This is a genomic window from Streptomyces sp. WY228 (assembly GCF_019287315.1).
GTDB lineage: Bacteria > Actinomycetota > Actinomycetes > Streptomycetales > Streptomycetaceae > Streptomyces > Streptomyces caviscabies.
Map to the genome: position 1 here is coordinate 3,331,575 of NZ_CP079114.1, position 25,039 is coordinate 3,356,613.

The 25,039-nt window shown below is 71.9% G+C and carries 20 protein-coding genes and 1 pseudogene; 7 read left to right on the plus strand and 14 right to left on the minus strand.

Annotated features, from left to right (window positions below; genetic code table 11):
- Window positions 1-24 precede the first annotated feature (24 nt).
- Together KV381_RS14415 and KV381_RS14420 are read right to left on the minus strand one after the other, a co-directional pair.
- Complete coding sequence (locus tag KV381_RS14415; protein WP_030624873.1) at window positions 25-504, minus strand: GNAT family N-acetyltransferase; 480 nt, start codon at window positions 502-504, stop codon at window positions 25-27.
- A gap of 69 nt (window positions 505-573) precedes the next feature.
- On the minus strand, window positions 574-2,130 hold the full coding sequence (locus KV381_RS14420) for a sigma-70 family RNA polymerase sigma factor (RefSeq protein WP_218785343.1): 1,557 nt from the start codon (window positions 2,128-2,130) through the stop codon (window positions 574-576).
- Between the two features lie 138 nt (window positions 2,131-2,268).
- Between KV381_RS14420 and KV381_RS14425 the strand changes: the two genes are divergently transcribed.
- Window positions 2,269-3,387: a helix-turn-helix transcriptional regulator gene (locus KV381_RS14425; RefSeq protein WP_256995066.1), complete on the plus strand. Its 1,119-nt coding sequence runs from the start codon at window positions 2,269-2,271 to the stop codon at window positions 3,385-3,387.
- 60 nt (window positions 3,388-3,447) lie between these two features.
- On the opposite strand, the gene KV381_RS14430 is transcribed toward KV381_RS14425, so the two are convergent.
- Complete coding sequence (locus KV381_RS14430; protein ID WP_030624868.1) at window positions 3,448-4,668, minus strand: S1 family peptidase; 1,221 nt, start codon at window positions 4,666-4,668, stop codon at window positions 3,448-3,450.
- Window positions 4,669-4,996: 328 nt separating this feature from the next.
- On the opposite strand from KV381_RS14430, the gene KV381_RS14435 reads away from it, so the two are divergent.
- The 3 genes from KV381_RS14435 (at window position 4,997) to KV381_RS14445 (ending at window position 10,255) form a co-directional block, all read left to right on the plus strand.
- Window positions 4,997-5,350 (plus strand): hypothetical protein, encoded by a 354-nt coding sequence (locus tag KV381_RS14435; RefSeq protein WP_256995067.1) that lies wholly within the window; start codon window positions 4,997-4,999, stop codon window positions 5,348-5,350.
- Between the two features lie 164 nt (window positions 5,351-5,514).
- The gene (locus tag KV381_RS14440) at window positions 5,515-8,751 is read left to right on the plus strand and encodes a hypothetical protein (RefSeq protein WP_256995068.1); all 3,237 of its coding nucleotides are present in this window, start codon (window positions 5,515-5,517) and stop codon (window positions 8,749-8,751) included.
- 145 nt (window positions 8,752-8,896) lie between these two features.
- Window positions 8,897-10,255: a lipase family protein gene (locus KV381_RS14445; RefSeq protein WP_030624848.1), complete on the plus strand. Its 1,359-nt coding sequence runs from the start codon at window positions 8,897-8,899 to the stop codon at window positions 10,253-10,255.
- Window positions 10,256-10,395: 140 nt separating this feature from the next.
- On the opposite strand, the gene rocD is transcribed toward KV381_RS14445, so the two are convergent.
- From rocD to KV381_RS14460, 3 genes are all read right to left on the minus strand, one after another.
- Entirely contained in the window at window positions 10,396-11,634 is a 1,239-nt protein-coding gene (rocD, locus tag KV381_RS14450; protein WP_193463129.1) for an ornithine--oxo-acid transaminase, read from the minus strand.
- Complete coding sequence (gene ddaH / locus KV381_RS14455) at window positions 11,634-12,434, minus strand: dimethylargininase (RefSeq protein ID WP_218787227.1); 801 nt, start codon at window positions 12,432-12,434, stop codon at window positions 11,634-11,636. Before ddaH ends, rocD begins: the two co-directional genes overlap by 1 nt.
- A gap of 173 nt (window positions 12,435-12,607) precedes the next feature.
- On the minus strand, window positions 12,608-13,138 hold the full coding sequence (locus KV381_RS14460) for an Lrp/AsnC family transcriptional regulator (protein ID WP_030078502.1): 531 nt from the start codon (window positions 13,136-13,138) through the stop codon (window positions 12,608-12,610).
- Window positions 13,139-13,439: 301 nt separating this feature from the next.
- Between KV381_RS14460 and KV381_RS14465 the strand changes: the two genes are divergently transcribed.
- Window positions 13,440-14,507 (plus strand): M23 family metallopeptidase, encoded by a 1,068-nt coding sequence (locus KV381_RS14465; RefSeq protein WP_030624838.1) that lies wholly within the window; start codon window positions 13,440-13,442, stop codon window positions 14,505-14,507.
- 126 nt (window positions 14,508-14,633) lie between these two features.
- Here KV381_RS14465 and KV381_RS14470 read toward each other — a convergent pair whose 3' ends face one another.
- The 5 genes from KV381_RS14470 to KV381_RS14490 all read right to left on the minus strand — a co-directional run bounded on the left by KV381_RS14470 (window position 14,634) and on the right by KV381_RS14490 (window position 20,661).
- The gene (locus tag KV381_RS14470; protein ID WP_218785345.1) at window positions 14,634-16,982 is read right to left on the minus strand and encodes a SpoIIE family protein phosphatase; all 2,349 of its coding nucleotides are present in this window, start codon (window positions 16,980-16,982) and stop codon (window positions 14,634-14,636) included.
- A gap of 163 nt (window positions 16,983-17,145) precedes the next feature.
- Window positions 17,146-17,970 carry an SDR family oxidoreductase gene (locus tag KV381_RS14475; RefSeq protein ID WP_218785346.1) on the minus strand — a complete coding sequence of 275 codons (825 nt, stop codon included), beginning with the start codon at window positions 17,968-17,970 and terminating at the stop codon, window positions 17,146-17,148.
- Entirely contained in the window at window positions 17,967-19,094 is a 1,128-nt protein-coding gene (locus KV381_RS14480) for a hypothetical protein (protein WP_218785347.1), read from the minus strand. Before KV381_RS14480 ends, KV381_RS14475 begins: the two co-directional genes overlap by 4 nt.
- Before the next feature lie 87 nt (window positions 19,095-19,181).
- Window positions 19,182-20,192: an AraC family transcriptional regulator gene (locus KV381_RS14485; RefSeq protein WP_086777311.1), complete on the minus strand. Its 1,011-nt coding sequence runs from the start codon at window positions 20,190-20,192 to the stop codon at window positions 19,182-19,184.
- Window positions 20,193-20,244: 52 nt separating this feature from the next.
- On the minus strand, window positions 20,245-20,661 hold the full coding sequence (locus KV381_RS14490; protein WP_193463133.1) for a MerR family transcriptional regulator: 417 nt from the start codon (window positions 20,659-20,661) through the stop codon (window positions 20,245-20,247).
- Window positions 20,662-21,058: 397 nt separating this feature from the next.
- Between KV381_RS14490 and KV381_RS14495 the strand changes: the two genes are divergently transcribed.
- On the plus strand, window positions 21,059-22,570 hold the full coding sequence (locus tag KV381_RS14495) for a SulP family inorganic anion transporter (protein WP_030078509.1): 1,512 nt from the start codon (window positions 21,059-21,061) through the stop codon (window positions 22,568-22,570).
- Window positions 22,571-22,659: 89 nt separating this feature from the next.
- Here the strand turns inward: KV381_RS14495 and KV381_RS14500 are convergent.
- Window positions 22,660-22,809 (minus strand): annotated as a pseudogene (locus KV381_RS14500) (phosphotyrosine protein phosphatase); the annotation flags it as partial.
- A gap of 100 nt (window positions 22,810-22,909) precedes the next feature.
- On the opposite strand from KV381_RS14500, the gene KV381_RS14505 reads away from it, so the two are divergent.
- Entirely contained in the window at window positions 22,910-24,187 is a 1,278-nt protein-coding gene (locus KV381_RS14505) for an APC family permease (RefSeq protein WP_086777310.1), read from the plus strand.
- A gap of 27 nt (window positions 24,188-24,214) precedes the next feature.
- On the opposite strand, the gene KV381_RS14510 is transcribed toward KV381_RS14505, so the two are convergent.
- Both KV381_RS14510 and KV381_RS14515 read right to left on the minus strand, forming a co-directional pair.
- Window positions 24,215-24,523, minus strand: coding sequence for a PadR family transcriptional regulator (locus tag KV381_RS14510; protein ID WP_030078512.1), 309 nt, complete (start codon window positions 24,521-24,523; stop codon window positions 24,215-24,217).
- Window positions 24,524-24,621: 98 nt separating this feature from the next.
- Window positions 24,622-25,014 (minus strand): metalloregulator ArsR/SmtB family transcription factor, encoded by a 393-nt coding sequence (locus KV381_RS14515; protein ID WP_086777319.1) that lies wholly within the window; start codon window positions 25,012-25,014, stop codon window positions 24,622-24,624.
- Between the last annotated feature and the right edge of the window lie 25 nt (window positions 25,015-25,039).

Sequence of the window (25,039 nt, forward strand, 5' to 3'; positions counted from 1 at the left end):
TAACCACCCGGGCAGGGCGGTTGATCACGTGTCCCCGCCCAGCACCAGGAGGACGTGCTCGTTCTCCCCGTGCTTCAGCGTGCCGGTCGCCACGAACCCGCACTTCTCCAGCAGGCGCACCGATCCGGTGTTCCCGACAGCGGGGTCCGCGTACAACGGGCGGGCCGTCTCCCGCTCCAGGAACGCGGTCAGCGCCTCGGTGCCGATGCCCCGGCCCCAGTACGGACGGCCGAACCAATAGCCGATGAAGCGCCGGTCCTCCTCCCACCAGGCCACGATGTTCCCCGCCGGCTCACCGTCCACGACGACCGTCTGCACGAGGTTCGCGGGGTCGCCCAGCACCCGCGTCTTCCAGTGCGCCATGAACGCGTCCCGCTCCCGGGGAGGGAACCGCGATCTGCGGACCGCCTCCGGGTCGTGCTCGTACGCGAGAAACGCCTCCAGGTCCGCCTCCACGACGTCCCTGAGCCGCACATCGCTCGCCTTGTTCGCCCTGTTCTCCATGGTGCTCCCCACGCTGTTCCCCTGTGCCGACCGAGTCTGGCACCCGCCACTGACAACCGGCCCGGCCGCTCACCTCGGAGTGGCCAGCACCTGGGTCCAGTAGGGGCCGCGCGGGGAGTCGGCGATGCCCACGCCCACGTGGACGAAGTCGCAGTTGAAGATGTCGTCGTCGCGGCCGGGGCTGTTGCGCCACTCCTCGACGACCGCCGCCGGGTCGCTCATCCCGGTCGCGATGGTCTCGCCCACGGCCGACCAGTCGTAGCCCGTGGCGCCGACCCGGTCGCCCGCGTCCCGGCCCGAGGAGTCGGTGTGGCCGAAGTAGTTCTGTGCGGCCATGTCCTCGGAGTGCCGCTGGGCGATCTCGGTCAGCCGGGGGTCGGTCTCCAGCTCCGGGCAGCCGTTCGCGGCGCGCAGGGTGTTGACCCGGGTGACCACACCGGTGTCCGGACCGGGGCGCGGCTTGCCGGGCGCGGGCGACGCGGAGGGCGAGGGGGTGGCGGCGGGCGGCCGGGAGGCGGCAGCCGTACGGCTCGGCGACGGCGACGGCGTGGGCGAGACCGTGGAGGGCGAGGGCAGCGGCTCGGCGGGGGCGTCCGCGGGCGGCGGGGGCGCGGGGCTGTGGGTGGCGCCGCCGCCCCGGGCTTCGGGCGGGGCGGGGGCGGAGGGCCAGATCAGTACGGCGAGGGCGGTCACGGCGGCCGCCCCGGCTATCAGCCCCGCCGCCTTCCCGGCCGAGAACGCGGCGGACGCGGAAGGAGCGGTCGCGGAGGGGGCCGCGGCCGACGAGGTCACGGCGGACCCGGTGGCCGGCCCGGCGGACGAGGCCGATGCCGCGGCCGAGGAGGCGAAGGCCGCCGCCGACTGCCCGCTGTCGTAGAGCGGCACCACGAGGGCGAGCCCGGAGAGCAGGCCCTCCGGCGGAACCAGCCCCGTACTGCCGTCGGAGCAGGAGGCACAGCCGCGTACATGGCGGGCGATCCGCTTGCGCCACAGCGGCGTCGGCGTACCGTCCCAGTCGCCCAGCAGGTCCTCCAGGGCCGGGCAGCGGGGGTCGGCGGCCAGGGCCCGGACGACCGTGCGGCCGACGTCGAGCTGGTTCTTCACCCGCTGCACGCGTACGGCGGCGTGCTGCGGGGAAAGGCCCAGCGCCTCGGCCAGCTCGGACCGGGTGAGGTCGCCGGTCGTCTCCAGCCACCACAGCGCCAGCACATCGCGTTCGGCGTCGTCCAGCCAGCGGGTCGCCTCGGCCGTCTCACGCCGCTGCCCGGAGAGTTCGAGGCGCAGGATCGTCAGGTCGACGAAGTCGGCGGCGGGGTCGGCGGGGTCGTTGGTCTCCTCCAGCGGGGCGGGGCGGTGGCCGAGACCGGACCATCGGGTGCGGACCTGGTTCATGGCGATGGCGACGAGCCAGGAGCGGAAGCGGGCGGGATCGCGCAGCGAGGGCAGTCCGGACAGCGCCCGGAGCATGGTCTCCTGCACGACGTCGTCCACGTCCGGATGGCCGTTGAGGGCGCGCCCGACGACGTTGTAGACCAGGGGGAGGTACTGGGATGCCAGCCGTTCCCCGGCGGCCCGGTCGCCGTTCCTCGCCGCGATGACCAGAGCGGTGCTGTCCACGCCGTTCACGCCCTTCGTTCGGTTCGCCGCCGGATGTGGGACAGGTCACCCCTGAGGGATTTGTTATCCGCCACCCGTCCGGTGGTCCACCAGTATGCGGGGGCCTGTCGGCCGTCCCGCCGAGAGAGTGCCGGAAACGGGAGGGACATGTCGAGCAGAACGGACACCGACGAGACGCGCGCCCCCGAAGCGCGGGTCACCGATACGTGCCTCACCGACCCACGCCCCACCGAGGCGCATGTCACCGCGGCGCGGACGGGCGAGGCCATCACCGCCTCGGCCCTGCACGCGGCGGCGACCGGCGCCGACACCTTCCCCGGCGTCCTGCGGGAGGCGCTGAACCGCCGCGGGCTGTCCCTGGAGCGGGTGAGCGAGCGGCTCAGGGTGCGCGGCATCACCATCAGCCAGGCGACCCTCAGCAGCTGGCAGCGCGGCCGCAGCCAGCCCGAACGGGCCCGGTCGCTGCGGGCGGTGGAGGTGCTGGAGGAGATCCTGGAGCTGCCCGCCGGAGCCCTGCGCTCGCTGCTCGGACCGCGCCGGCCGCGCGGCCGGACCACCCCGCCCGACGCGGAGGGTGCGGCGCTGCAGATCCTCGGCGAGGACTCGGTGGTGGAGAAGGCGCTCGGCGCCCGCTTCCGCCACTTCAACCAGGAGACCAGCTCGCTGATGGTCCACGACATCGTCAGGGTCGGCGAGACCGGCACGCTGAGCGGGATCTCCACCACGAACGTGCTGCGGGCCAGCCGGGCGGGGGCGGACCGGGCGATCTTCGTGCTCAGCTTCGACGACGAGGCGGCCGAGCCCGTCGACATCAGGGTCACCTGCGGACGCCTCGTCGAGGCCACGTACCTGAAGGGGCTCAAGTCCCTGGTGCTGGAGATCCACTTCGGCCGGGAACTGGCCAAGCTGGACACCACGGTGGTGAGTTACGCGGTCGATGTGAGCCCGTCCGACACTCCGGCCACCCACTACGAACGCTGGTCGCGGACGAACCTCCACGAATACCTCCAGCAGGTCTTCTTCCACCCGGCCGCCCTGCCGACGGACTGCCACCGCTACGTACGGGAGAAGGTCGGCGCCCCGCCGCGCGGCCGGCGGCGCATCCCGCTGAGCGACGCGCACAACGTCCATGTGCTCACCTCCCGGTGCAAGCCCGGTGTCCACGGGGTGGAGTGGGACTACGGACGCGGAACGGGCGGAACGGAAGCGGCCGGAACGAAAGCGGCTGGAACGGGAACAGATGGAACGGGAGACCGCCCAGGATGAGTGGACGGTCTCCCGCGTCTGGGGGGTGGCCTTTTCTGCCGGTCTGTTCCTGCGGTGGGACTACTTGGTGTTGAGCGTCAGCCCGTAGTACGCGAGGGCGTCGTCGAGCGGCTGGAAGTAGGACGAGCCGGGCGAGTTGACCTGGCCGTTGCAACGCTGGTTGCTGGGACCGCCGGACGTCATGCCCTGGGCCTGGTCACCGGAGATGTACGCGCCTCCGCTGTCCCCTCCCTGGGTGCAGACGCTGGAGCTGGCCAGGCCGGTCACGACGGTGTCCGGGCCGCCGTTCTGGTCGGTGTAGGTGACGCTGACGTTGTACGAGCCGACCTTGCCGCAGGTCCACTGGGTGGTCTGGCCGGACTTGCAGAGCGCCGCGCCGGAGGGGGCCCGCTTGCTGCCCTTGACCGGGACGGTGCCGGCCCTGCCGTACGTGGTGACGTCGAGGCCGATCGAGTTGCCGGAGTCGACGGCGGCGATGCCCATGTCCACGCTGCGGGTGCCCAGCGCGAAGCGGGTGTGCGTGCCCTTGGCGAACCGGGTGCCGTTGTAGGCCAGTTCGGGCAGGTCCTCGATGCAGTGCCCGGCGGTGACGAGCACCTGCTTGCCGTTACGGTCCTTGGCGCCGTAGCCGACGGAGCAGAGGTAGCCGTTGAAGGTCATCCGGCTGCCGGGCGGAACGACGGCCTGGGTCTCCAGCTTCTCCTGCCCCTTGACCACGCGTACGGCGTCGCCGTTGCTCTTCGCGGCCTTGAGGAAGCTCCGGGTGGCGGCGTCGGAGTCACCGTTGACCTCGACGGTCACGGTGTCCGAAGCGAGGTCGACGGACCAGGCGGACACCCCGGCCGGGGCGCTCTTGAGCGCCTTGGCGTCGAGCTCGGCCTTGATGCGGTCGAGCTTGGTCTCACCGCGCTCGGGGACCCGGGCCTTGAGGCCCGCGGCGCGGACCTCTTCGGCCGACTCCGCGTCGGCGGCGTTGACGACCAGCGAGCCGTCGGCGGTGAAGAAGGCCCCGAGCGTGTCGACCCGGTCCTTCCGCAGCTCCGCGAACCGGTCCTGCTGCTGGGCCTCGCGGTCCAGCCGCTGCACCGCGGCCTTCTCGCTGACGCCCAGGGTGGTGGCGAGCGCCTTGACCATCTCCGGCTGGTACGCCGGGGCCGAGGGAGCCGAGGAATCCGTCGTCGAACCGGCGTAGGCCCCTGTGGCGACTCCGGCCGACAGAAGGGCGCCGATCGAGGCGGCCACGATGTATCTGCGCGCGTTCTTCTTCCTGCTGTGCTTCACGCGATTCCTTCCGCTACGCAGGCGAGCGTCCAGACAATGGGGGGGGTGGCCACACCGCGCCTGGGGAAGCGCGATGTGTTCCATGGACACTGCCCGGCGGCGATGACATGTTCCTGTCGCCGCGCCTCGAACTCTGGCGCAGCCGGAACTGCCGCGACAAGAAGTGGCGGTGGTGCTCTTTTCTACAGAACTGGCCGAGAACTGTAGAGAGATCGGCGAAAAGCGCTGGTGCGGACCTTTGCACCGGGACGTACGCCCGCTCCGGAGTCCACCCCGAACACCATTCCTCAGCAGTAGAGTTGCCCTCCGAATGAGGGGGGACACCGGCGTGAACAGAGGCCGAAGAGCCGTACTGATGTGGACGGGCCTGGCGGTCGCCGTGCTCGCGGGAGTGCTGTCCTTCCTCAGCTGGGACCGGGCCGACCAGGTGGCCGGAGTGGTCTCCGCCGTGGTCGGCGTGGCCGCCCTGGGGGTCGGCGTGTACGGGGCGCTCGGCCCGGCCCGGGGCCCCGACGTGCAGGTCTCGGGCACGGGGAGGGCGGTGTCCCGCGGCGGCGGCGAGGCCAACACCGGCTTCGTCGCTCCCGCCTCCACCACCGCACCCGACTCGGTGTCCGTCAGCGACACCGGCGACGCGGAAGCCGACGGGGGCAGCGCGAACACCGGATTCCGGCAGGGGTAGGCGGAGCTGTGGCCGGCGGCAGGATCGGGGCGAGGGAAACGGGCGACGCGTCGGCGCAAGGGGGCGCGGCTCTCTCCAACACCGGGGTCATCAACGGCCCGGTGACCCTTTCCTCTCCCCCGCGACGGCCCGCCGTATCGGGCTATCTTCTCCAGGTCGAGAGGATGGCGGCGGCCGAATTCCGGGGACGTGGGGCCGAGCTCTCGGAACTGGCGTCCTTCAGCACGGAGGCACCTGCGGAAGACGTCTCCGAAAGGAACTACTGGCGCTGGCTGGCCCCCGCCTGGGCCGGAAAGTCCGCCCTGCTGGCGGAGTTCGTCCTGAATCCGCCGGCCGGAATCGACGTCGTGGCGTTCTTCATCACCTCCCGCATGGCGGGCCAGAACGACGCCGCCGCCTTCTGCGAGGTCGTCCAGCGGCAGCTGTACGCCCTGTTGCGGGAGGAGGAGCCGCTGAGCACGCCGGCCACGCGGGACGAACAGCTGCGGCTCGCCCTGGACCGTGCGGCGGAGCGCTGCGCGGCGGAGGGCCGACGGCTCGTCCTGGTGGTGGACGGGCTGGACGAGGACCACGGCGTCACCGCCGGTCCCGACTGCCACAGCATCGCCGCGCTGCTGCCCCGTACGCCCCCGCACGGCATGCGGATCATCGTGGCCGGGCGCCCGCACCCGCCCGTTCCGGGCGACGTGCCCGGCGACCATCCGCTGCGGACCACGGAGATCAACCACTGGCTGGCGCCCTCCCCGTACGCCCAGGCGGTCCGCTGGGACGCGGAGCAGAACCTGCTGCGCCTGCTCGACGGCGGCGGACTGGGCCGTGAGCTGGTCGGCCTGACGGTGGCGGCGGGCGGTGGTCTCAGCGCGAGCGACATCGCCGAACTGACCGGAAGCCGCCCCCGCCTCGTGGAGCGCGAACTGTCGGCGGTGACCGGCCGCAGCTTCCGCCGCCGCTCCGTGCACTGGGCGCCCGACGGTCCCGAGGTCTACCTCCTGGCCCATGAGGAGATCCAGCGCAGGGCCGCGGACCTGATCACGGACGCGGAGCTGACGGACTGCCGCACGCGTCTGCACCGGTGGGCCCGGACGTACCGGAGCGCGGGCTGGCCGGACACGACGCCCGAGTACCTGCTGCGCGGTTACGCCCAGCTCCTGCGGGAACTGGGCGACACCGGGCGGCTGGTGGAGCTGGTGTGCGACGCCGCACGGCACGAGCGGCTGTGGCAGGTCACCGGGGCGGACCTTGAGGCGCTCAGTGAACTGTCGACCTCGCTGGACCAGTTGCTGGCACACGGCAGACAGCGGGGCGATCTGGACGTCTCGGCCGCTCTGCGTCTGGCGGCGGCCCGCGACGGACTGCACGAACGGACGGCTGTCCTGCCCGCCGATCTCATCGGCCTGTGGGCCCGGCTCGGGCACACCGGCCGGGCCATCAGCCTGGCGGAATCGCAACGGAAGTCGTACAACCGGGTGAGCGCCCTGACCGCTGTCGCCACCTGTCTCGCCACCACCGGTCACCGGGAGCGGGCGGACGCGCTGGCGGCGGACGCGGACAGCCGCGAGGACGAGGCCCGCTTCCTCGAGGCCATCGCGAAAGGGCTGGCGGAGGCGGGCCTCTACAGCGAGGCCTTCCGGACGGTCGCGGAGATGGAGGGCACGGACCGGTCGGCGAAGGCTCTCGTCGCGACGGTCAGGCGGGCGGCCGACGACCACGCGGCAGGCGGGCGGGGCGAGGCGGAGACGATCGCTCCGCACCTCGCCGAGGCGCTGCACGCCGTCGCGACGGTTCGCGGCGTCGAGCAGGGCGAGCTGTACGCCGATCTGGCCTGCGCGTTCTCCCTGTTCGGGGACGAGGAACGGGCGCGGGAGACGGTCGACCTGGCCGTCCGGGACCGTTCGGACGGCGAAGGGGCGTTCCGGCAGGCCCAGAATCTCGGTCACATAGCCGTACGCCTCGCACCGGCGCCAGGTCTGGCGCAGCGCGCCGCGAGCATCGCCCGTGACGCGGCCGAGTTGGCGCATGCGATCGACGACCCCCGGAGCGTCGAGTGGCTCTTCCCCCAGGTGGCCGAGGGCCTGGCGACGACCGGGCAGTACGAGCGCGCGGAACAGGTCTCCCGGGTCCTGCCCGATCCGGCCGACCATGACGAAGGGCTGTGCGCCGCCGCCGGGGCGGCGGCGCGCGCCGGTGCCACGGACTGGGCGCTGGAGGTCGTGGACCGCCTCGTCGATCCGGTCGACCGGGCCAGTGTTCTGGTCGCTGTCGGCAGGAAGCTGGCGCGGTCCGCCGACCCGGCGGAGACCGAGCAGCTGGCCCGGCGGGTGCTCACGGTGATCGACGTCGTGTACGCCCAGGTATGGCAGGTGGGACTCCTCACCAGCACGTCGGAGTTCCTCCTCCGGGCCGGCATGAGGGAACAGGCCGAGGCCGTGGCGGCTACGGCGACGGTTCTCGCCCGGAACCGTACGACGCCCCGGGGCAGCGTGTCCGCGCAGATCGCCGTCGCCAGGGCCTTGGTGGCGGCGGGCGCCGAGGCCGAGGCACACCGGCTCGTCAACTGGGCGATGGAGTCGGCCGAAGCGGAGGACGGGTATGCCCGGCTGCTGCGTCTGGTCGACGTGGCGGGAGGGCTGCACGCGATCGGCCAGGACGACCACAAGGTGACCATGCTGTCCGCCCTGCTCGAAGAAGCACGGGAGGGAGCGCACCACTCGGAACACGCGGAATCCCAGCAGCACGTGGCCGAGGCTTTCAGCGAAACAGGCCACCCCGACCTGGCGAGGAAGGTGGCCCGGGAGCTCCTGGACGGCGCGGCCGCCCTGGACAGCGCGTACCAGCAGGCGTGGAACAGATACAGCGCGGCCGGCGCCTATCTGGCGGCCGGGGACTTCGACAAGGCCTTGGCTCTCACGGACTCCCTGCCGGACGAGGTGGTGGCGGATTTCCGCTCCGGTGTCGTGGAGAAACTGGTGGCGGCCGGCAAATACGCGTGGGCGGAACGGCTCGCCGAGGAGTTGGCGGGCACCATCGAAGGCGATCGCAGCCTCATACACCTCGCGGCGGGCATGGCGGCCAGGGGTGACGTCCCCGGCGCGGTCGCCCTGCTCGACGAGATCCCCGTACCCGGCCTGCGCGACAAGGCCATGGAGAAGGTCGTCAGCGCATCGGCCCGGACCGACGCGCCGCACGAAGCCCACGCCCTGGCCGACACCATCACCGACCCGGGCCACCGGAGCAAGGCCCTCGCAGCCATCGCCCGCGCCCACGGCCCCACACCGGAGGGCCGCGTCCTGCTCGTCGAAGCACTGGCCCTGGGCCCCTGGGCCCCGTTGGTCGAGGCCATCGCCGGGGTGGCCCCGGAGCATCTGCTCCTGCTGGCGGACCTGTCCCGGAACGAGCACTAGGGCCCGGCGCGGCCGAGAAGCCTGCGCACACATCTGTACGGCGAACCGTTACCCCCAGTAAGTTACCTCGCGGTAAGGGCTGTTCCGCCTTGCCCGCCAGGTAGTGCCGCCTCATCCACTCTCAGATTCGGATCCCGGGGGAATCATGAACCGGAGCACCGCCGGCCTGCTGGCCGTCGCCGTCGTCACCGCTCTCACCGTCGGCGCGGCGCCGACGGCCTGGGCCACACCCGCCGAGGCCGCGCCCCTCGCAGCCGCGCAGACCGACGGCAAGGCGTCCGACCCGTTCTACCGTTACGACGGCAGCGAGCCGCTGTCCTCGTACGCGCCGGGCGACGTGCTGAAGAAGCGCACGCTGGACTATCACGTCCTCGGCATCCCGACGCCGGTCAAGGCCGTCCAGCTGCTCTACCGCACGACCGACGCCCAGGGCCGGCCGTCGGCCAACGTGACCACGGTGGTCCGCAGTCACCGCGGCGACGGCAGCAAGGCCGTCTCGTACCAGTCGTTCTACGACTCCCTCGACCCCGAGGACGGCCCCTCCCGGGCCATCGCCGGAAAGGTCACCCTCGGCGGAATCATCGCCAACGTCGAGTCCGTCGTCATGGCACCGCTGTTGCTCAAGGGCTACGACCTCGTCATCCCCGACACCGAGGGCCAGACCGCCGAGTTCGCGGCCGGTCCCGCGTACGGGACGAACACGCTCGACTCGATCCGGGCGAGCACCCGGGCCGGGGCGACGGGTCTGCACGCCGGGACCAGGTTCGGCCTGCTCGGCTACTCCGGCGGGGCCATCGCCACCAACTGGGCGGCGGCCCTGGCCCCCGAGTACGCCCCCGAGGTGAACCGGCAGCTGGTCGGGTTCGCCGAAGCCGGGCTGCTCGTCGCGCCGGCGCACAACCTGAAGTACATAGACGGCTCCGTGGTGTGGACCGGTGTGCTGCCGATGGCGGTGATCGGCGTGTCCCGTGCCTACGACATCGACATCGAGCGCTATCTGACCCCGAGGGGCATCGCGGTCTTCGAGGAGCTCGAACACGGCTCGATCGTCGACGCGCTGGGCCGCTACCCGGGGCTGACCTGGAAGGACCTGGCGAAGCCGGAGTACAAGGACCCCAACTCCATTCCCGCCTTCGTCGACGCGGTCAACAAGGTCAACCTCGGCGAGGCGGCCACCCCGACCGTCCCCGGTTTCATCGGGCAGGGAAACGCGGGCGTGCTGGAGGGAACGTTCAACCGGCCCCCGGGCATCGGCACGGGCGACGGTGTGATGGTCGCCGGAGATGTGCGGGCGCTGGCCAACCAGTACTGCGCCACCGGCAACACCTCGATCCGGTACGAGCAGTACAACCTGCTCAGCCATGTCGGCGCCATGCCGTACTGGACCCCGCGCGCGATGTCCTGGCTCGACGACCGGTTCGCGGGCAAGGCCGCCCCCACCAGCTGTGGCCGCATACCCGCGGGCAACTCGCTGGCGCCCGAGAAGCCGACCGTCACGAACTGACCGGTCCGTACGGCAACCGCCCCACTCGTACAGCAGCTTGTGCAACAGCTTGTGCAACAGCTCGTGCAGCAACTCGTACAGCAGCGGTGCGGCCCGGTGTACGTGACCGGGACCGCACCGCTGCCCCCGGCGCGGCGCCGTTACGACAGCACCTTCCTCAGGGCCGTGAGCGCCGCCCCGAGTTCCTCCTCGGTGATGGTCAGCGGCGGCGCCAGCCGTACCGTCGAGCCGTGGGTGTCCTTGACCAGCACCCCTTCGGCGAGGAGCCGCTCGCTGATCTCCCTGCCCGTGCCGATCGCGGGGTCGATGTCCACGCCCGCCCACAGTCCGCGGGCCCGGTAGCCCGTGACGCCCGCGCCGACGAGGGCGGCCAGACCGCGGTCCAGCACCTCGCCCAGCTCGGCGGCCCGCCGCTGGAACTCACCGGTGGCCAGCAGGTCGAGGACCGCCGAACCGATCGCCGCCGACAGCGGGTTGCCGCCGAACGTCGAGCCGTGTTCACCGGGACCGAGCACGGAGAGCACCTCACGGCGGGCGACCACGGCGGAGACCGGGACGATGCCACCGCCCAGGGCCTTGCCCAGGAGCAGCATGTCCGGGACAACGCCTTCGTGGTCGAGGGCCAGCGTGCGGCCCGTGCGCCCCAGGCCCGACTGGATCTCGTCGGCGATGAACAGGCACCCCGTGCGCCGGGTCAGCTCACGGACCCCGGTGAGGTAGCCGTCGTCCGGGATGACGACCCCGGCCTCGCCCTGGACGGGTTCGATCAGCACGGCCGCCGTCGTCTCGTCCACGGCGGATTCCAGGGCGGCGAGGTCGTTGTACGGGACGACCCGGAAGCCCGGGGTGAAGGGCCCGAAGCCGGCGCGGGCCGTCCCGTCCGTCGAGAAGCTCACGATCGTCGTCGTCCGGCCGTGGAAGTTGCCGTCGGCGACGACGATCGTCGCCCGGTCGGGTGCGACGCCCTTGACCTCGTACGCCCACTTGCGGGCGACCTTGACCGCGCTCTCCACGGCCTCGGCGCCGGTGTTCATCGGCAGCACCATGTCGAGGCCGGTCAGCGCGGCCAGCCGCTCGGCGAAACCCGCCAGCCGGTCGTGGTGGAAGGCGCGTGAGGTGAGGGTGAGTTCGTCGAGCTGGCGGTGCGCGGCCTCGATGAGGGCGGGGTGGCGGTGGCCGAAGTTGAGAGCGGAGTAGCCCGCCAGCATGTCGAGGTAGCGACGGCCCTCGACGTCCTCGACCCAGGTGCCTTCCGCGCGGGCGACGACCACGGGCAGCGGGTGGTAGTTGTGGGCGAGCACCGGGGCCTCGGCCCGGATCAGCTGCTCCGAGGAGCGCGTCTCAAAGGCGGCGGAGGAAGGGGTGACGGTGTCGGTCATCAGCGGATCTCCTGGGTGCAGCACTTGATGCCCCCGCCGGCCTTGCGGAACTCCGAAAGGTCGACGGGAACGGGGACATAGCCACGGAGGGCGAGCTCGTCGATCAGGCCGTGGGCCTGCGGTGCGACGAAGACGTGACGGCCGTCGGAGAGTGAGTTGAGGCCGAACGCCAGGGCGTCCTCCTCCGTGGCGATCACCGCGTCCGGGTAGAGCCGCCGCAGGACCTCGCGGCTGCCCGCGGAGAAGGCCGCCGGGTAGTAGGCGATGTTCCCGGCGTCCGTCCCGCCGCCCCCGTCCGGCTCCCCGCCGAGGTGGAACAGCGCCGTGTCCAGGTGGTAGAAGCGCGGATCCACCAGGTCGAGGCCGATCACGGGCCTGCCGAAGAACTCCTGCACCTCGCGGTGCGCGGAGCTGTGCGTACGGAAGCCCGTCCCCGCCAGTACGTACCGTCCGGCCGCGACGAGGTCCCCCTCGCCCTCGCAGACCGACCGGGAGGGGTGGACCTCGTACCCGGCCTCCTTGAACCACCGCGCGTACGCCGCCGCCTCCGGCTGCCGCTCGGGCGCGTGGAAGGACGAGCCGAAGACCTTGCCGTCCATGACGAGCGCCGCGTTCGCCGCGAACACCATGTCGGGCAGACCGGCGACCGGGGCGATCGTCTCGACGGTGTGGCCGTGGCCCCGGTAGGCCTCGACCAGGGTCAGCCACTGGTCACGGGCGAGCGGGAGATCGACCGGTGTGCCGGTGTCCATCCACGGGTTGATGGCGTAGCGCACCTCGAAATAGCGGGGCTCGCACATCAGATAGCGCCTGAGTCTCGGGCCATGGTCCAGCGGGCCACGTTCTACGGGCACGGTTCTCCTCCGCCTTCTCCGGTGACGATGGGGATGCCCTCACCGTAGAAAGCGGCCTGCACGCCCGACAAGAACGAAGAGCTGCACGCATACGCAGGAATGCTGCGCAGATGCATCGCTCAGAGCAGGTTCAGTGCGTCACTGTCGCCGCCCGGCCCCTTCCCGGCGCCCGGCGCGGGCTCGCTGGCTCCCGCCTCCGGGCTGTCCGGCAGCAGGTGGGACAGCACCATGTAGCTGATCGTCTTGCGGATGAAGGGCTCGCTGCGGATCCGCTCCAGCACCTCCTCGAAGTGCTCCACATCGGTGGCCCTGATGTGGAGCAGGGCATCGGCGGCCCCGGTCACCGTCATGGCCGCCGCGATCTCCGGGTACTTGCGCGCCACCTCCGCCAGGCGTCTGGGTGGCGCCGCGCCGTCGCAGTACACCTCGATGTACGCCTCGGTGCGCCAGCCGAGCGAGGCCGGGCGGACGGTCGCCCGGAACCCCGTGATCACCCCGGTGGCGCGCAGCCGGTCGACCCGGCGTTTGACGGCGGTGGCCGACAGCCCGATGGCCGTGCCGATCTCGGCGAAACTCGCCCGGGCGTTCGCGATCAGGGTCGCGACGATCTTCCGGTCGAGCTCGTCGAACGGCGTGGGCTTCGTGGCCATGGCGGGTGACCTCCTCCTCGTGCCGCCCCGGGGAGGGGCCGTCTGCCACCCCATCCTGCCGGTTCGCGCGGCCCGCCCACGGCGTACGTCCGAACTCACGGCCTCCATCGGCGAAGGAACCACGCCCGGTCGCTCCGCCGCCATTGGGCCGACAAATGGCGGCGGTCCTGCCTGGTTGACGCGCGTTGACAAGGAGCACCACACTCGATCAGGTCCATGACAATCAGCCAGCTGGCCATCCGACCGACCGACCAACGACAGGGGATTTCCCGTGCTGCCGAGACCGAGTGTGTCCGCGTACATGAGAACCGCCGTCACCGCCCTCGCCGCCACCGCCCTCGCCGTCACCGGACTGCTCGCCGCCGCACCCGCCGCTCCGGCGGACTCCTCGGCCGGCGCCGGACACCCGTCCGCCGGGGTGGCCGTGAAGATGCCGGCCGCCGTCGCCGACCGTCTCGGCGCCGAACGCCGGGCGCTGTTGGACGCCGTCACCGCGGACGTCCTCTCGCGGTCCCACGACGCCAGGGAACTCGCCCCGAGCGCCGCCGTCGGCGAACTCGCCGACGAGGGCCGCAAGGTGGTCGTCGACGTCCGCGACGTCTCGGGCGACTGGGCCCGCGGCGTCGCCTACGTCGAGGCGTCGCGCACGCGGCACGGTGCGCCGGAGGGCTGGCTCTACATCGCCCACCGCGAGGACGGGCGGTGGGTGTCGGGCCTGGAGGGCGACCCCGAGTTCGCCGACCACGTGGCCGACTCCCCGCTGGTCGGCACGGCGGAGCGGCGGACGATGACCGCCTACGCCGAACGCAAGGTGACCCCGGACGCCCAGGCCTCGCCGGCCGGAGCCCTGGCCAACACCAACGGGCTGCTGCTGCCCTGGATGCCCGACTACTACATGACCCTGACCGGCGGCCCCCACGCACATGACGGTGCGACCGGCTACTGGAGCTCCCTCGACTTCGCCGGCGGCAACGCCAGTGGTCTGGTGCGCTCGTCGCGTGAGGGTACGGCCACCTCGATGTGCGGCGCGGGCGGCGGCTGGACCCGGGTGATCCACCCCGGCGGCTTCTCCACGGACTACTACCACCTGCACAACACGACCTACTACAACGGAACGTCGATCGCGCGCAGCGCCCTGCTCGGCAGCATCGGCACCGACACCTGCGCCGGCGGTTCCGCGACCGGCGCCCACGTGCACTGGGCCCTGCGCACGTACGACGCCAACTACAACGGCCAGTACACCTGGCTGAACGGCCGCACGATCGGCGGCTGGGCGTGGTGGAACGGATCCCTCCAGTACTCCGGCTGCGGCACCCGCCTCGGCGTCACGGCCTGCCCCGGTACGGCGATCTACAACCGCACCGGCTGACGCCCGGGGTACCGCCCGCGGGTGACGGGCCGGGGCAGTCGCCGTACCGGTCCGTCACTCCGCTTCCCTCCGGCGCCGTGCGGCGCCCCGCCGACGCCGCCCGGTCAGGGCCCCGTGGACAGGACGTCACGGGCTCGGCGGCAGCGCCTGCTCCGTCCAGATGGTCTTGCCGGAGCGCGTGTACCGGCTCCCCCACCGGTCGGTGAGCTGCGCGATCAGGAACAGGCCGCGGCCGCCTTCCTCGGTGGCACGGGCCCGGCGCATCCTCGGCTGGGTGTTGCTGACGTCGGAGACCTCGCAGATCAGGGAGGCCGCGCGGATCAGGCGCAGACCGATGGTCCCGCCCGCGTAGCGGATGGCGTTGGTGACCAGTTCGCTGGCCACCAGCTCCGTGGTGAAAGCCAGGTCGTCCAGACCCCACAGCGACAGCTGGCCCAGCACGTGCGCGCGTGCCTCGGACACCACCGCCGGGTCCGCCGCGAGGGTCCAGGAAGCGTGGTCCCGTGCGCGCACCCCGCGCACCTCCGCCAACAGCAGCGTCACGTCGTCCGCCAGTGGACGGGGCACCAGTTCCCCGACCACCTCGGGACCGATCTCCTCCAGGGACCGGCCGGATACGAGCGCCGCCGAGAGCGCGTGCCGGAGGGCGGTCATGCCCGCGTCGGGATCGGCATGGCCGCGCGTGATGAGGCCGTCCGTGCAGAGCGCGAGGACGCTGCCGTCCGCCGCCTCGAACGCGACGGGCTCGAACGGCAGGCCACCGACCCCGAGCGGTGGACCGGGACTGAGGTCGATGTGCGCGGCGCTGCCGTCCGGATCCATCAGAGCGGGCGGAGGGTGCCCCGCACTGGCCACCAGGCACTGCCGGGTGACGGGGTCGTACGTCATGTACAGGCAGGTCGCGCCGAACGACCCGAAGGCGGCCTCGTCGTCCTCGGAGTCGATCGCGAGCGCGGACACGAGGTCGTCCAGGTGCGTCAGCAGTTCGTCGGGGTCGAGGTCGAGGTCCGCCAGGGTCCGCACGGCGGTCCTCAGGCGCGCCATCGTCGCCGTGGCTTGGAGACCGTGCCCCACCACGTCGCCGACGACCAGCGCGACCCGTGCGGAGGACAGCGGGATGACGTCGAACCAGTCGCCGCTGGCCCCCGTCGCCGTGTCCGTCGGAAGGTAGACGCTCGCCGTGTGCACCGTGGCCGTGTCGGTCGTCGGGGACGGCAGCAGGCTGCGCTGCAGCCCGACCGCGGCGTTCCGCTCACGGGTGTAGCGGCGTGCGTTGTCCACCACGAGGGCGGCTCGCGAGGCGATCTCGGCCAGCAGATCGAGGTCGTCGGCGGTGAAGGGCGGCCGGTCCGGGCCGCGGCCCACCCGGATGCGGCCGAGGAGCGATCCCCGTGCTCGCAGCCACGCACTCATCCCGTGTGCCTGGCCGAGCGCGTCGGCCGGCTCCGCGCCCTCCTCCGCCCGGTCGGACCACATGCGGTCGGACAGCGTCCCGCCGATGCTCACCTCGAACACCGCGCCGGTCGCGAAACCGTCGGGCACGGCACCGGCGGTGGCCGTACGGCGCACCAGGTGGTCGCCGTGGTCCTCGGGAGCGGGCTCGTCGTAGGTGAAGACCGCCTCGGCCACATCGACGACCGCCACGTCGGCGAGCGCGGGGACGAGCACGTCCGCCAGGTCACGGGCGCTCTCCTCGGCGGACAGGTTCGTGCTGAGCACCGTCGTCGCGCGGTGCAGGAGGTCGAGCCGGAAGCGTGAGAGCTTCTGGTCCGTCACATCGACGAACAGCCCCGTGCCGCCGATGACATGCCCGTCCGCCCCCTGGAGGCGGAACACCGAGAGGGACATGGTCCTTCCCGCCCCCGGTTCGACCCGCGTGTGGACCGTGACCTCGAACCCGATCAGGGGGATTCCCGTCGTCAGGACGTTCCGCAGGCGGGTGTCGATCACCCGGGCGTCCGCCTCCTGGAGGAAGTCGCCCAGCCGGGCCCCGTACAGCTCGTCCGGCACACCCGGATAGGGCAGAAGATGGGTGTTCGTCCGTACCAGCCGCAGCTCGTTGTCGAACACCGCGAGTCCGATGCGGTCCTGGAGGAACAGTTCCCGCAGGAAGGCGTGGCCCTGGCGCCACTGTGCGACCAGGACGTGCGGAGCGGCGAGCACGAGGAACTCCCGTGCCCGGCCGTCCGGCCCTTCGCCGGTCAGGGGCAGCACGCGGAACTCCACCTCGCCCCCGAGGGACGGGGCCAGCACCGCCCGGCCCTGCCACACCGGCCCGTCGCGCTGCTCCAGGACCGTCGGCCAGCTCTCGGGCGCCGCGAGGAGATCCTGGAGCCGCCTGCCGTGCAGCTCCGCCGCCGAGCGCCCGAGGAGGGACTCCGCGGCCGGCGTGCACCGCAGGATCGTGCCGCTCGCGTCGACCACGAGCCCCGCCGAATGCCCCACGTCGAGAGGGTCGTCGCTCCCGGGTGCCATCGGACTCCCCACTCCGTTCGATCCCTGGGCGGCCAGGACCGCCGTGCACTCCCACTCTGCTCGTGTGTCCGCCGCCCGGCACGCCGTACTCCCCCGAACGGCCAGCGCCCGGAACAAAACGGCGTACGGCACCCGGCCGGCGCACGCCGGGCGCAGCCGCTGACTACTTCGGCGCGGCCCCCGCCCGCATCTTCCGCTGCACCCGCCTGCCCCGTGCGACGGCCAGCGGGACGGCCCGCAGCCCGAGGGAGGGAAAGGCATCCGCCAGGCGTACCTGCAGTCCTCGCCGGCGCGGTATCGCGGTGACCGGGCGCGGGCGGTCCAGCACCTTGCGCACCGCGGCGGCCGCCTCCTCGGGTTCGAGCAGTGTGCCGGAGAAGGACAGTGCCGAGGCGGGGTCGTCGAGTTTGTCGTGGAGCATCGGGGTCCAGATGCCGTCGGGGCAGAGACAGGAGATGTCGATCTCCTTGATCCCGGCCAGGCGCAGGTCGGCGAGTGTGCTCAGGCTGAAGCCGATCGCGGCGTGCTTGGACGCGGCGTACACCGCCTCGCCCGGGACCGCGGTCAGTCCCGCCAGCGATACGACGTTGACGATGTGCCCGCCGGTGCCCCGCATGGCCTCGATCGCGGCGACGGTGCCGTTGACGGTGCCGAGCCCGTTGACCTCCAGCATCAGCCGGCGCACCTCGGACGGCTGCTCCCAGGCGGGCCCGGTGGCGAGGACCCCGGCATTGTTGACCCAGACATCGAGACGGCCGCTCCGCGCCATGATGAGGTCCCGCGCCGCGGCGGTCCGGGTTTCGTCGCGCACGTCGACGGCGGCCCACAGAACGTCCGGGCCCAGCTCGGCCGCCGTGGCGTGTGCCGCGTCCTCGTCGATGTCGGTGACCAGCACGCGATGGCCCCGCTCGACCAGGATCGCGGCGATCAGCCTGCCGAGGCCGCGGCCCGCCCCGGTGACCACCGCGCCCACGGGTGAGCGGTTCATCGCCTACCGCCCTTGATCTCCCCGTAGGAGATGCCGCCGTGGGCGTACGTGGGCACCACCGGCCAGAACCGCTTCCAGGGGGCGAGTTCGGTCGAGGGCAGGATCTGCAGCCACCGCGGGTCCGCCGTGCAGCGGTCGGCGAGGGTCTTCTCCTTGACCATCGAGTCGTACTGGTCGAGGGAGTCCTCCAGCGTGTTGGCGTTGGGGCAGATCTCCCGGCCGAAGTTCTCGTGGTAACGCCGCACGCCGGGGATCCTGGACAGCTCCGGCTGCCAGTTGTCCAGCGAGATCCCGTTCTCCGAGGAAACCCACACACCATCAGGGGTGTTGAGCACCAGCGAGTGGTTGCCGTCGGTGTGCCCGGGGGTCCACAGCAGTGCGACGCCGGGCCCGAGCTCGATGTCCGAGTCGAAGGTGACGAACTTGTCCGGGTCGACGCCGCCCAGGCCGCCGTCGACGTACCACGCCCACTGCATCGGGTGGAGCGACCGCAGGGTCGCCAGCTCGCGGCTGTGCACCAGCATCCGCGCACCGCCGAAGAGCGGCTTGCGCGGCGCGGCCTCGCCCTCGATGGTCTCGGTGGACCCCAGGATCATGCGCGGGTCCTGGACGTGCAGGTGGTCGAAGGTGCAGAAGTCGATGTCGTCCGGGGCCAGCCCGAGCCCGTGCAGGACGTCGCCGGGTTCGGCGTAGTAGCGCAGAACCGTCCGCTCGATCACTTTCCCGCCCGGGACCTTGGCGGTCATCTTCCGCAGGTTGCGGTAGAAAGGGGCCTCCGCGGACCCGTCCGGCACCGTCGGCTCGAAGACCAGCGTGCGTGCCCGGCCGTCGAAGTCGTCGTACTGGACCACGACCATACGGTTGATCATCGAGATGAGCGGGAGCGTGGGCACCGAGACGGCGTCGTGGAAGGCGTACTTCACCGGGTACGGCGCAGCGGCGATGTCCACCGACTTCACCGCGCGCACCTGCCCCTGGGCCTTGAAGCGCTCCTTGTACGCCGCGGCGGCCTCCCGGACCGCCCGCAGCCGCTCGCCGCGCGGCCACACGTCGTGGACGCCGTCGAACTCGGGGATCGCTCGCGCGCCGATCCCGGTCAGGTGGTCGGTTCGGTACGTCGCCATGGGCCACTCCTCGCTCTCGTCGCTCTCGTCGTCGGAGCAGCAGAATGCCCTCCCGCGCCGGGCAGGGTTTGTTCCAGCACGACAATCTCAGGAAGTGCCACGGACCCGGCGGCGGACCTCTCCCGGGCTGGCTTCCTCCCACCGCCGTACGGCGTGGCCGAGACCGGACTGGTCGGCGAACCCCGCCATCGCCGCCACCTGCCCGAAGGGCAGATCGGTGGTCGTGATGTAGCGCAGCGCGAGATCCCGCCGTACGTCTTCGAGGATCTCGGCGAAGCCGGTCGACTCCGCGGCGAGCCGCCGTTGCAGGGTGCGGGGGTGCATCGCGAGGAGCCGGGCCACGGGGCCGATGGCCGCCGCGGTGGTGCCGATACTCCCGGCGAGCGCCCGCCGGACGTGTGTGGAGACCAGGCGCTCCGGGTCGGTGTGATGGCCGGCCAGGTAGTCGACGGCGAGCCGGCGGATCGCCTCGTCCGCGCCGCGGAACTCCTTTTCGAGCAGCCGCCGTTCCACCCGCAGCGCGGCGGCCGGGCAGCCGAACTTGACGTCCGCGCCGAAGAATTCGGTGTAGCGCGACACCGGCGAAAGGGGCTGGTGCGGCAGCTCCACCGACCGGAGCCCTGCCGTGCCGCCGACCAGGGCCGACGCCACCTGGTGAAAGAGGCCGAGCCCGAGCTCCATGGCCTGCGGGGAGTACGGCGACTCGCGCAGATCCTTCCGGTAGGTCAGCGCGACCACTTCCCGCCGCCCCCGCGGATCGGGCTCCACACCGACGCTCAGTACCGGGCTGTGTACGAACATGAACCGCGACGCGCAGGCCAGCGCCTCCGACACCGTGGACGACGCCTGAACGGCCAGCGCCAGCCGGCCGAGGATGCTGAGGTCCTGGGCGCAGGCCAGGCGGAGACCGAAATCAGGGCATCGAAGCTCACGGGCCACCGTGTCGAGCATCAGGTCGTGGCTGGTGATCGGGATGAGCCCGTCCTCGGAGGCGAGCGCCTCGGGAGGGATCGCGAACCGCCCCAGGAACTCCGCGGGGTCGCCGCCGAGCTCTTCGACGAGTCGCGCGAACCCGCGCAGGCTGGCCCCCCGGATCATCGCACCCACCAGGCGATGCTAGACGGCATGGCGGCGTGGCGCCGGGGCCCGCCTACGCGTCCGATGGCGGCGCGGGCTGCTCCAGGCGTCCACGGAGAGTGGCTTCGAAGTCCTCGGCCCGGGCGAGCTGGACGCGCAGCCTGGCGACCTGCTCGGCGGCAGCCTGCTGGTAGCCGCGGACCCGGTCGAGCAGGGCCTCTCGCTCCTCGGGAGCGAGGCCGGCACCGTCGCCGTCGAGCCGGTCGGTGGCGTCCAGCAGGTCACGCATCTGGTCCAGGGTGAAGCTGAGAGGCTTCATGCGGCGGACGACCATGAGCCGCTGGACGTCCTTCTCGGTGTAGAGGCGGAATCCGCCCTGCGAGCGGGCGGAGGGCACGACGAGGCCGGTCTCCTCGTAGTGGCGGATGGTGCGCAGGGACAGCTCGGTCCGTGCGGCGACCTCGCCGATCTGCATGTGCTTGCCGTCCACGCCCGTGATCCCTCTGATCCTTCTCGCTCTTCGTGGGCCGGCCCGAGCGGACCCTCCACGCTCTACCCTAACGTTAGGGTAGAGTTACTGCCGACAGGCTCCTCCGCGATGCCCCGGCCTGTGCCGTGTCGAGGCCGATGGCGCCCTCGGCGAAGTTCCGATTGTCGCAGGAGACGAGCGTGCGCGAGCCCATGACGCCCTGCGCCGCCGCCTGCCCGCCGTGAGGCCTCGCCCTCGGAGGTGAGCCCGGCCGCACCGCTGTGCGTCGTCGCTCCGTCCCGTTCAGGTATTCCGGCTCCGCTCGCGGGGTCGGCCCAAGGGTCCACCCGGCCCTCTGCCCACATTCCCGCGCGCCCGCCCGCTCAGCGAGTGCGCCCCAGCACGACAGGCCGCTTCCTTGTCTTCTGCCCACTCCGCCACATCCCCGGCCGCGCGCCTGCGCGACCTGAAGCCCGACTGGATCTCCGACCCGAAGGTCTGGCGCACCGAGGTGCTGGCGGGTCTGGTCGTCGCACTCGCCCTGGTTCCCGAGGCGATCTCGTTCTCGATCATCGCCGGAGTCGACCCGGCGATCGGCCTGTTCGCCTCCTTCACCATGGCCGTAGTGATCTCCGTCGTCGGCGGGCGCCGGGCCATGATCTCCGCGGCCACCGGCGCCGTCGCCCTGGTGATCGCCCCGCTCAACCGTGAGCACGGACTCGGTTACCTCATCGCCGCCGTCATCCTGGCCGGGGTCTTCCAGGTCGCCCTCGGCGCACTCGGCGTGGCGAAGCTGATGCGCTTCATCCCGCGCTCGGTGATGGTCGGCTTCGTCAACGCGCTCGCCATCCTGATCTTCATGGCCCAGGTCCCCGAGATGACCGACGTGCCCTGGCCCGTCTACCCGCTGATCGTCGGGGGCCTGGCCCTCATGGTGCTCTTCCCGAAGATCACCACGGTGATCCCTGCCCCGCTCGTCTCGATCGTCATCCTCACCGCGATCACCGTCGGCGCCACCATCGCGGTGCCGACCGTCGGCGACAAGGGCGATCTGCCGTCCTCCCTGCCGGTGCCGGGCCTGCCCGACGTGCCGTTCACGCTCGACACGCTGACGACGATCGCCCCCTACGCCTTCGCGATGGCCCTGGTCGGCCTGATGGAGTCGCTGATGACCGCGAAGCTCGTCGACGACATCACCGACACCCACTCCGACAAGACCCGCGAGTCCGTCGGCCAGGGCATCGCCAACATCGTCACCGGCTTCTTCGGCGGCATGGGCGGCTGCGCCATGATCGGCCAGACCATGATCAACGTGAAGGTGTCCGGCGCCCGCACCCGCCTCTCGACCTTCCTCGCCGGCGCGTTCCTGATGGTGCTGTGCATCGTCTTCGGCCCGGTCGTCTCCGACATCCCCATGGCCGCGCTGGTAGCCGTCATGGTCATGGTGTCGTTCGCGACCTTCGACTGGCACTCCATCGCGCCCGGGACGCTCAGGCGGATGCCCGCCGGCGAGCTCGCCGTCATGCTGATCACCGTCGCCTGCGTCGTGACCACGCACAACCTCGCCGTGGGCGTCGTCGTCGGCTCCGTCACCGCCATGGTCGTCTTCGCCAAGCGCGTCGCCCACCTCGCCGAGGTCACCGCCGTCACCGACCCCGACCGCACCACCGTCGTCTACCGGGTCACCGGAGAACTCTTCTTCGCCTCCTCCAACGACCTCGTCGGGCAGTTCGACTACGCGAACGACCCGGACCGGGTCGTCATCGACCTCAGCTCGGCCCACATCTGGGACGCCTCGTCCGTCGCGGCCCTCGACGCCATCGAGGCCAAATACGCCCAGCGCGGCAAGACCGTCGAGATCACCGGCCTCAACGACCCGAGCGCCCACCTCCACGACAGGCTCAGCGGCGAACTGGCAGCCGGTCACTAGGGCCTGCCGTCAAACTGCCGCCCGCCGGACGGCGCCTGGCACGCACGCACGCTCGCGGCGACGACGGCAGTTTGCCGACACCCTCCAGGTCATGCGGTCCGCTCCGGATGCGCCGGATGCGCCGGGGCAATCTCCTCGATCAGGTTCTCGACGAGCTTCCTGATCTCGTCGCGGATCGGGCGGACCTCCTCGACGCCCCGACCAGCAGGATCCGCGAGCGTCCAGTCGAGGTAGCGCTTGCGTAGCCGGTCGTACAGCAGAATTCGACCGCCCGCCCCTATATCGTCTTCCGATATCGTATTCCGTAATGGCTGTGCCCGAGCCACCGAGGAGTGAGCCATGAGCAGGCGACCGATCCCTGACGGCGTACCGGACGAGTTGCGCAGGCGGCTCGGCGTGCCCGACGCCGTGGTGATCGGCCTGGGATCGATGATCGGCGCGGGGATCTTCGTCGCCCTGGCGCCGGCCGCGCAGGCCGCCGGTTCCGGGCTGCTGATCGGCCTCGCGGTCGCCGGGGTGGTGGCGTACTGCAACGCCACCTCCTCCGCCCGGCTCGCCGCCCGCTATCCGGCCTCGGGCGGCACGTATGTCTACGGCCGCGAGCGGCTCGGTGATTTCTGGGGGTACCTGGCGGGCTGGGGATTCGTGGTCGGCAAGACCGCCTCCTGCGCGGCCATGGCGCTCGCCGTCGGCTCGTACGTGTGGCCGGGGCAGGCGCACGCGGTGGCGGTCGCCGCGGTGGTGGCGCTGACCGCGGTCAACTACGCCGGAGTGCAGAAGTCCGCCTGGCTGACCCGGGCCATCGTCGCGGTGGTCCTGGCCGTGCTCGCCGCCGTGGTGGTCGCTTCCTTCACCTCCGGCGAGGCGGATGCCGCTCTCCTCGACGTCGGTCCGGACGCCGATCTCCGCGGTGTGCTCCAAGCGGCGGGGCTGCTGTTCTTCGCGTTCGCCGGGTACGCCCGCATCGCCACTCTGGGCGAGGAGGTCCGTGACCCCGCGCGCACCATCCCCCGCGCCATCCCGATCGCGCTGGGCATCACCCTGGGCGTCTACGCCCTCGTCGCCGTCTGCGTCCTCATGGTGCTGGGCCCGCAGCAACTGGCCGACGCCACCGCACCGTTGTCGGATGCCGCGCGGGCGGCGGGCGCCGACCGGCTGGTGCCCGTCGTCCGTACAGGCGCGGCGGTCGCGGCGCTCGGCTCGCTGCTGGCGCTGATCCTCGGCGTTTCCCGTACGACCCTGGCGATGGCCCGCGACCGGCACCTGCCGCACGTCCTGGCGGCCGTACATCCCCGCCACCGGGTGCCGCACCGGGCCGAGTTGGCGGTCGGCGCCGTGGTGGCGGTGCTCGCCGCGACGGCGGACGTGCGCGGGGCGATCGGGTTCTCCTCCTTCGGCGTGCTCGCCTACTACGCCGTCGCCAACGCCTCCGCGTGGACGCTGACGCCCGCCGAGGGGCGCCCGCACCGCCTCGTCCCGGTGATCGGACTGACCGGCTGCCTGGCCCTGGCCTTCTCCCTGCCGGTCTCCTCGGTGCTCACCGGGGCCGCCGTACTGGCCCTGGGCGCCGCGGCCTACGGCATCCGCCGGTTCGCCGCGGGCCGCCGGAAGCCATAGGCGTTCCGTACGCGGGCTGTGCCGCGTTCAGCTCCCGGCGTCGTCGCCGAGGACTTCGCGAGCCAGTTCCCTGAGCGCTCTGCGGTCCTCCGCGAGCGCTTCCCTCCCGGCTTCGGTCGCCCGGTAGACCCGCCTCGTGCGGCCGTCGACCACCTGCTGCTCGGAGACCAGCAGCCCGTCGGCCTCCAGCCGGTGCAGCGTCGGGTACAGCGTGCCGGGACTGATCCGGTACCCGTGGCGGGCCAGTTCCCCGGTCATCCACGCGCCGTGGATCTCTTCCTCGGCCGCGTGGTGCAGGATGTGCAGCCGCATCGCACCCCGCTGGAACTCCCGCACTCCGTCCACCTCCACGCCCGAGGGGCGGTGACGCCACCGATATCGGCCTTCGATTCTACGTCGCCGGTGGTGGACTCCCGCCGGGATCGGCATCGACGTCACCCGCGCACACGGCGGGCAGAAGCCTGCGACATCCCGGAATGGTCGTGCAGGCCGAGCCGCAGGTGCTCCACATGGAAGAGCGCCTGTTCCAGGAGCTCGGCGACGTGGTTGTCGTAGAGCGAGTAGATGATGGAGCGGCCGTGACGCTCGCCGGTGACCAGTCCGAGGTTGCGCAGCAGCCGCAGCTGGTGCGAGCAGGCGGACGCCTCCATGTCCACGGCCTCCGCGAGGTCACCGACCGAGCACGGGCCCTCCTGGAGGCGGGCCAGGATGTACAGGCGGGACGGGGTGGCCAGAGCCTGGAGGGTCGCGGCGACGTCGGAGGCTCCCGCCGCGTCGAGTCGTTCACGCGCGGTGGTGTCGCTCCTGCCGTCGGCTCCGTGCCCCATGGATCCCATCCTAACGACCACACAT

Bases quoted from the DNA above. Each gene is read 5' to 3' on its own strand.
- KV381_RS14415 (WP_030624873.1), bottom strand. From the start codon at position 504: ATGGAGAACAGGGCGAACAAGGCGAGCGATGTGCGGCTCAGGGACGTC.
- KV381_RS14425 (WP_256995066.1), top strand. From the start codon at position 2,269: ATGTCGAGCAGAACGGACACCGACGAGACGCGCGCCCCCGAAGCGCGG.
- KV381_RS14440 (WP_256995068.1), top strand. From the start codon at position 5,515: ATGGCGGCGGCCGAATTCCGGGGACGTGGGGCCGAGCTCTCGGAACTG.
- KV381_RS14445 (WP_030624848.1), top strand. From the start codon at position 8,897: ATGAACCGGAGCACCGCCGGCCTGCTGGCCGTCGCCGTCGTCACCGCT.
- rocD (WP_193463129.1), bottom strand. From the start codon at position 11,634: ATGACCGACACCGTCACCCCTTCCTCCGCCGCCTTTGAGACGCGCTCC.
- ddaH (WP_218787227.1), bottom strand. From the start codon at position 12,434: ATGTGCGAGCCCCGCTATTTCGAGGTGCGCTACGCCATCAACCCGTGG.
- KV381_RS14460 (WP_030078502.1), bottom strand. From the start codon at position 13,138: ATGGCCACGAAGCCCACGCCGTTCGACGAGCTCGACCGGAAGATCGTC.
- KV381_RS14465 (WP_030624838.1), top strand. From the start codon at position 13,440: ATGAGAACCGCCGTCACCGCCCTCGCCGCCACCGCCCTCGCCGTCACC.
- KV381_RS14470 (WP_218785345.1), bottom strand. From the start codon at position 16,982: ATGGCACCCGGGAGCGACGACCCTCTCGACGTGGGGCATTCGGCGGGG.
- KV381_RS14475 (WP_218785346.1), bottom strand. From the start codon at position 17,970: ATGAACCGCTCACCCGTGGGCGCGGTGGTCACCGGGGCGGGCCGCGGC.
- KV381_RS14480 (WP_218785347.1), bottom strand. From the start codon at position 19,094: ATGGCGACGTACCGAACCGACCACCTGACCGGGATCGGCGCGCGAGCG.
- KV381_RS14485 (WP_086777311.1), bottom strand. From the start codon at position 20,192: ATGATCCGGGGGGCCAGCCTGCGCGGGTTCGCGCGACTCGTCGAAGAG.
- KV381_RS14505 (WP_086777310.1), top strand. From the start codon at position 22,910: ATGAGCAGGCGACCGATCCCTGACGGCGTACCGGACGAGTTGCGCAGG.
- KV381_RS14515 (WP_086777319.1), bottom strand. From the start codon at position 25,014: ATGGGGCACGGAGCCGACGGCAGGAGCGACACCACCGCGCGTGAACGA.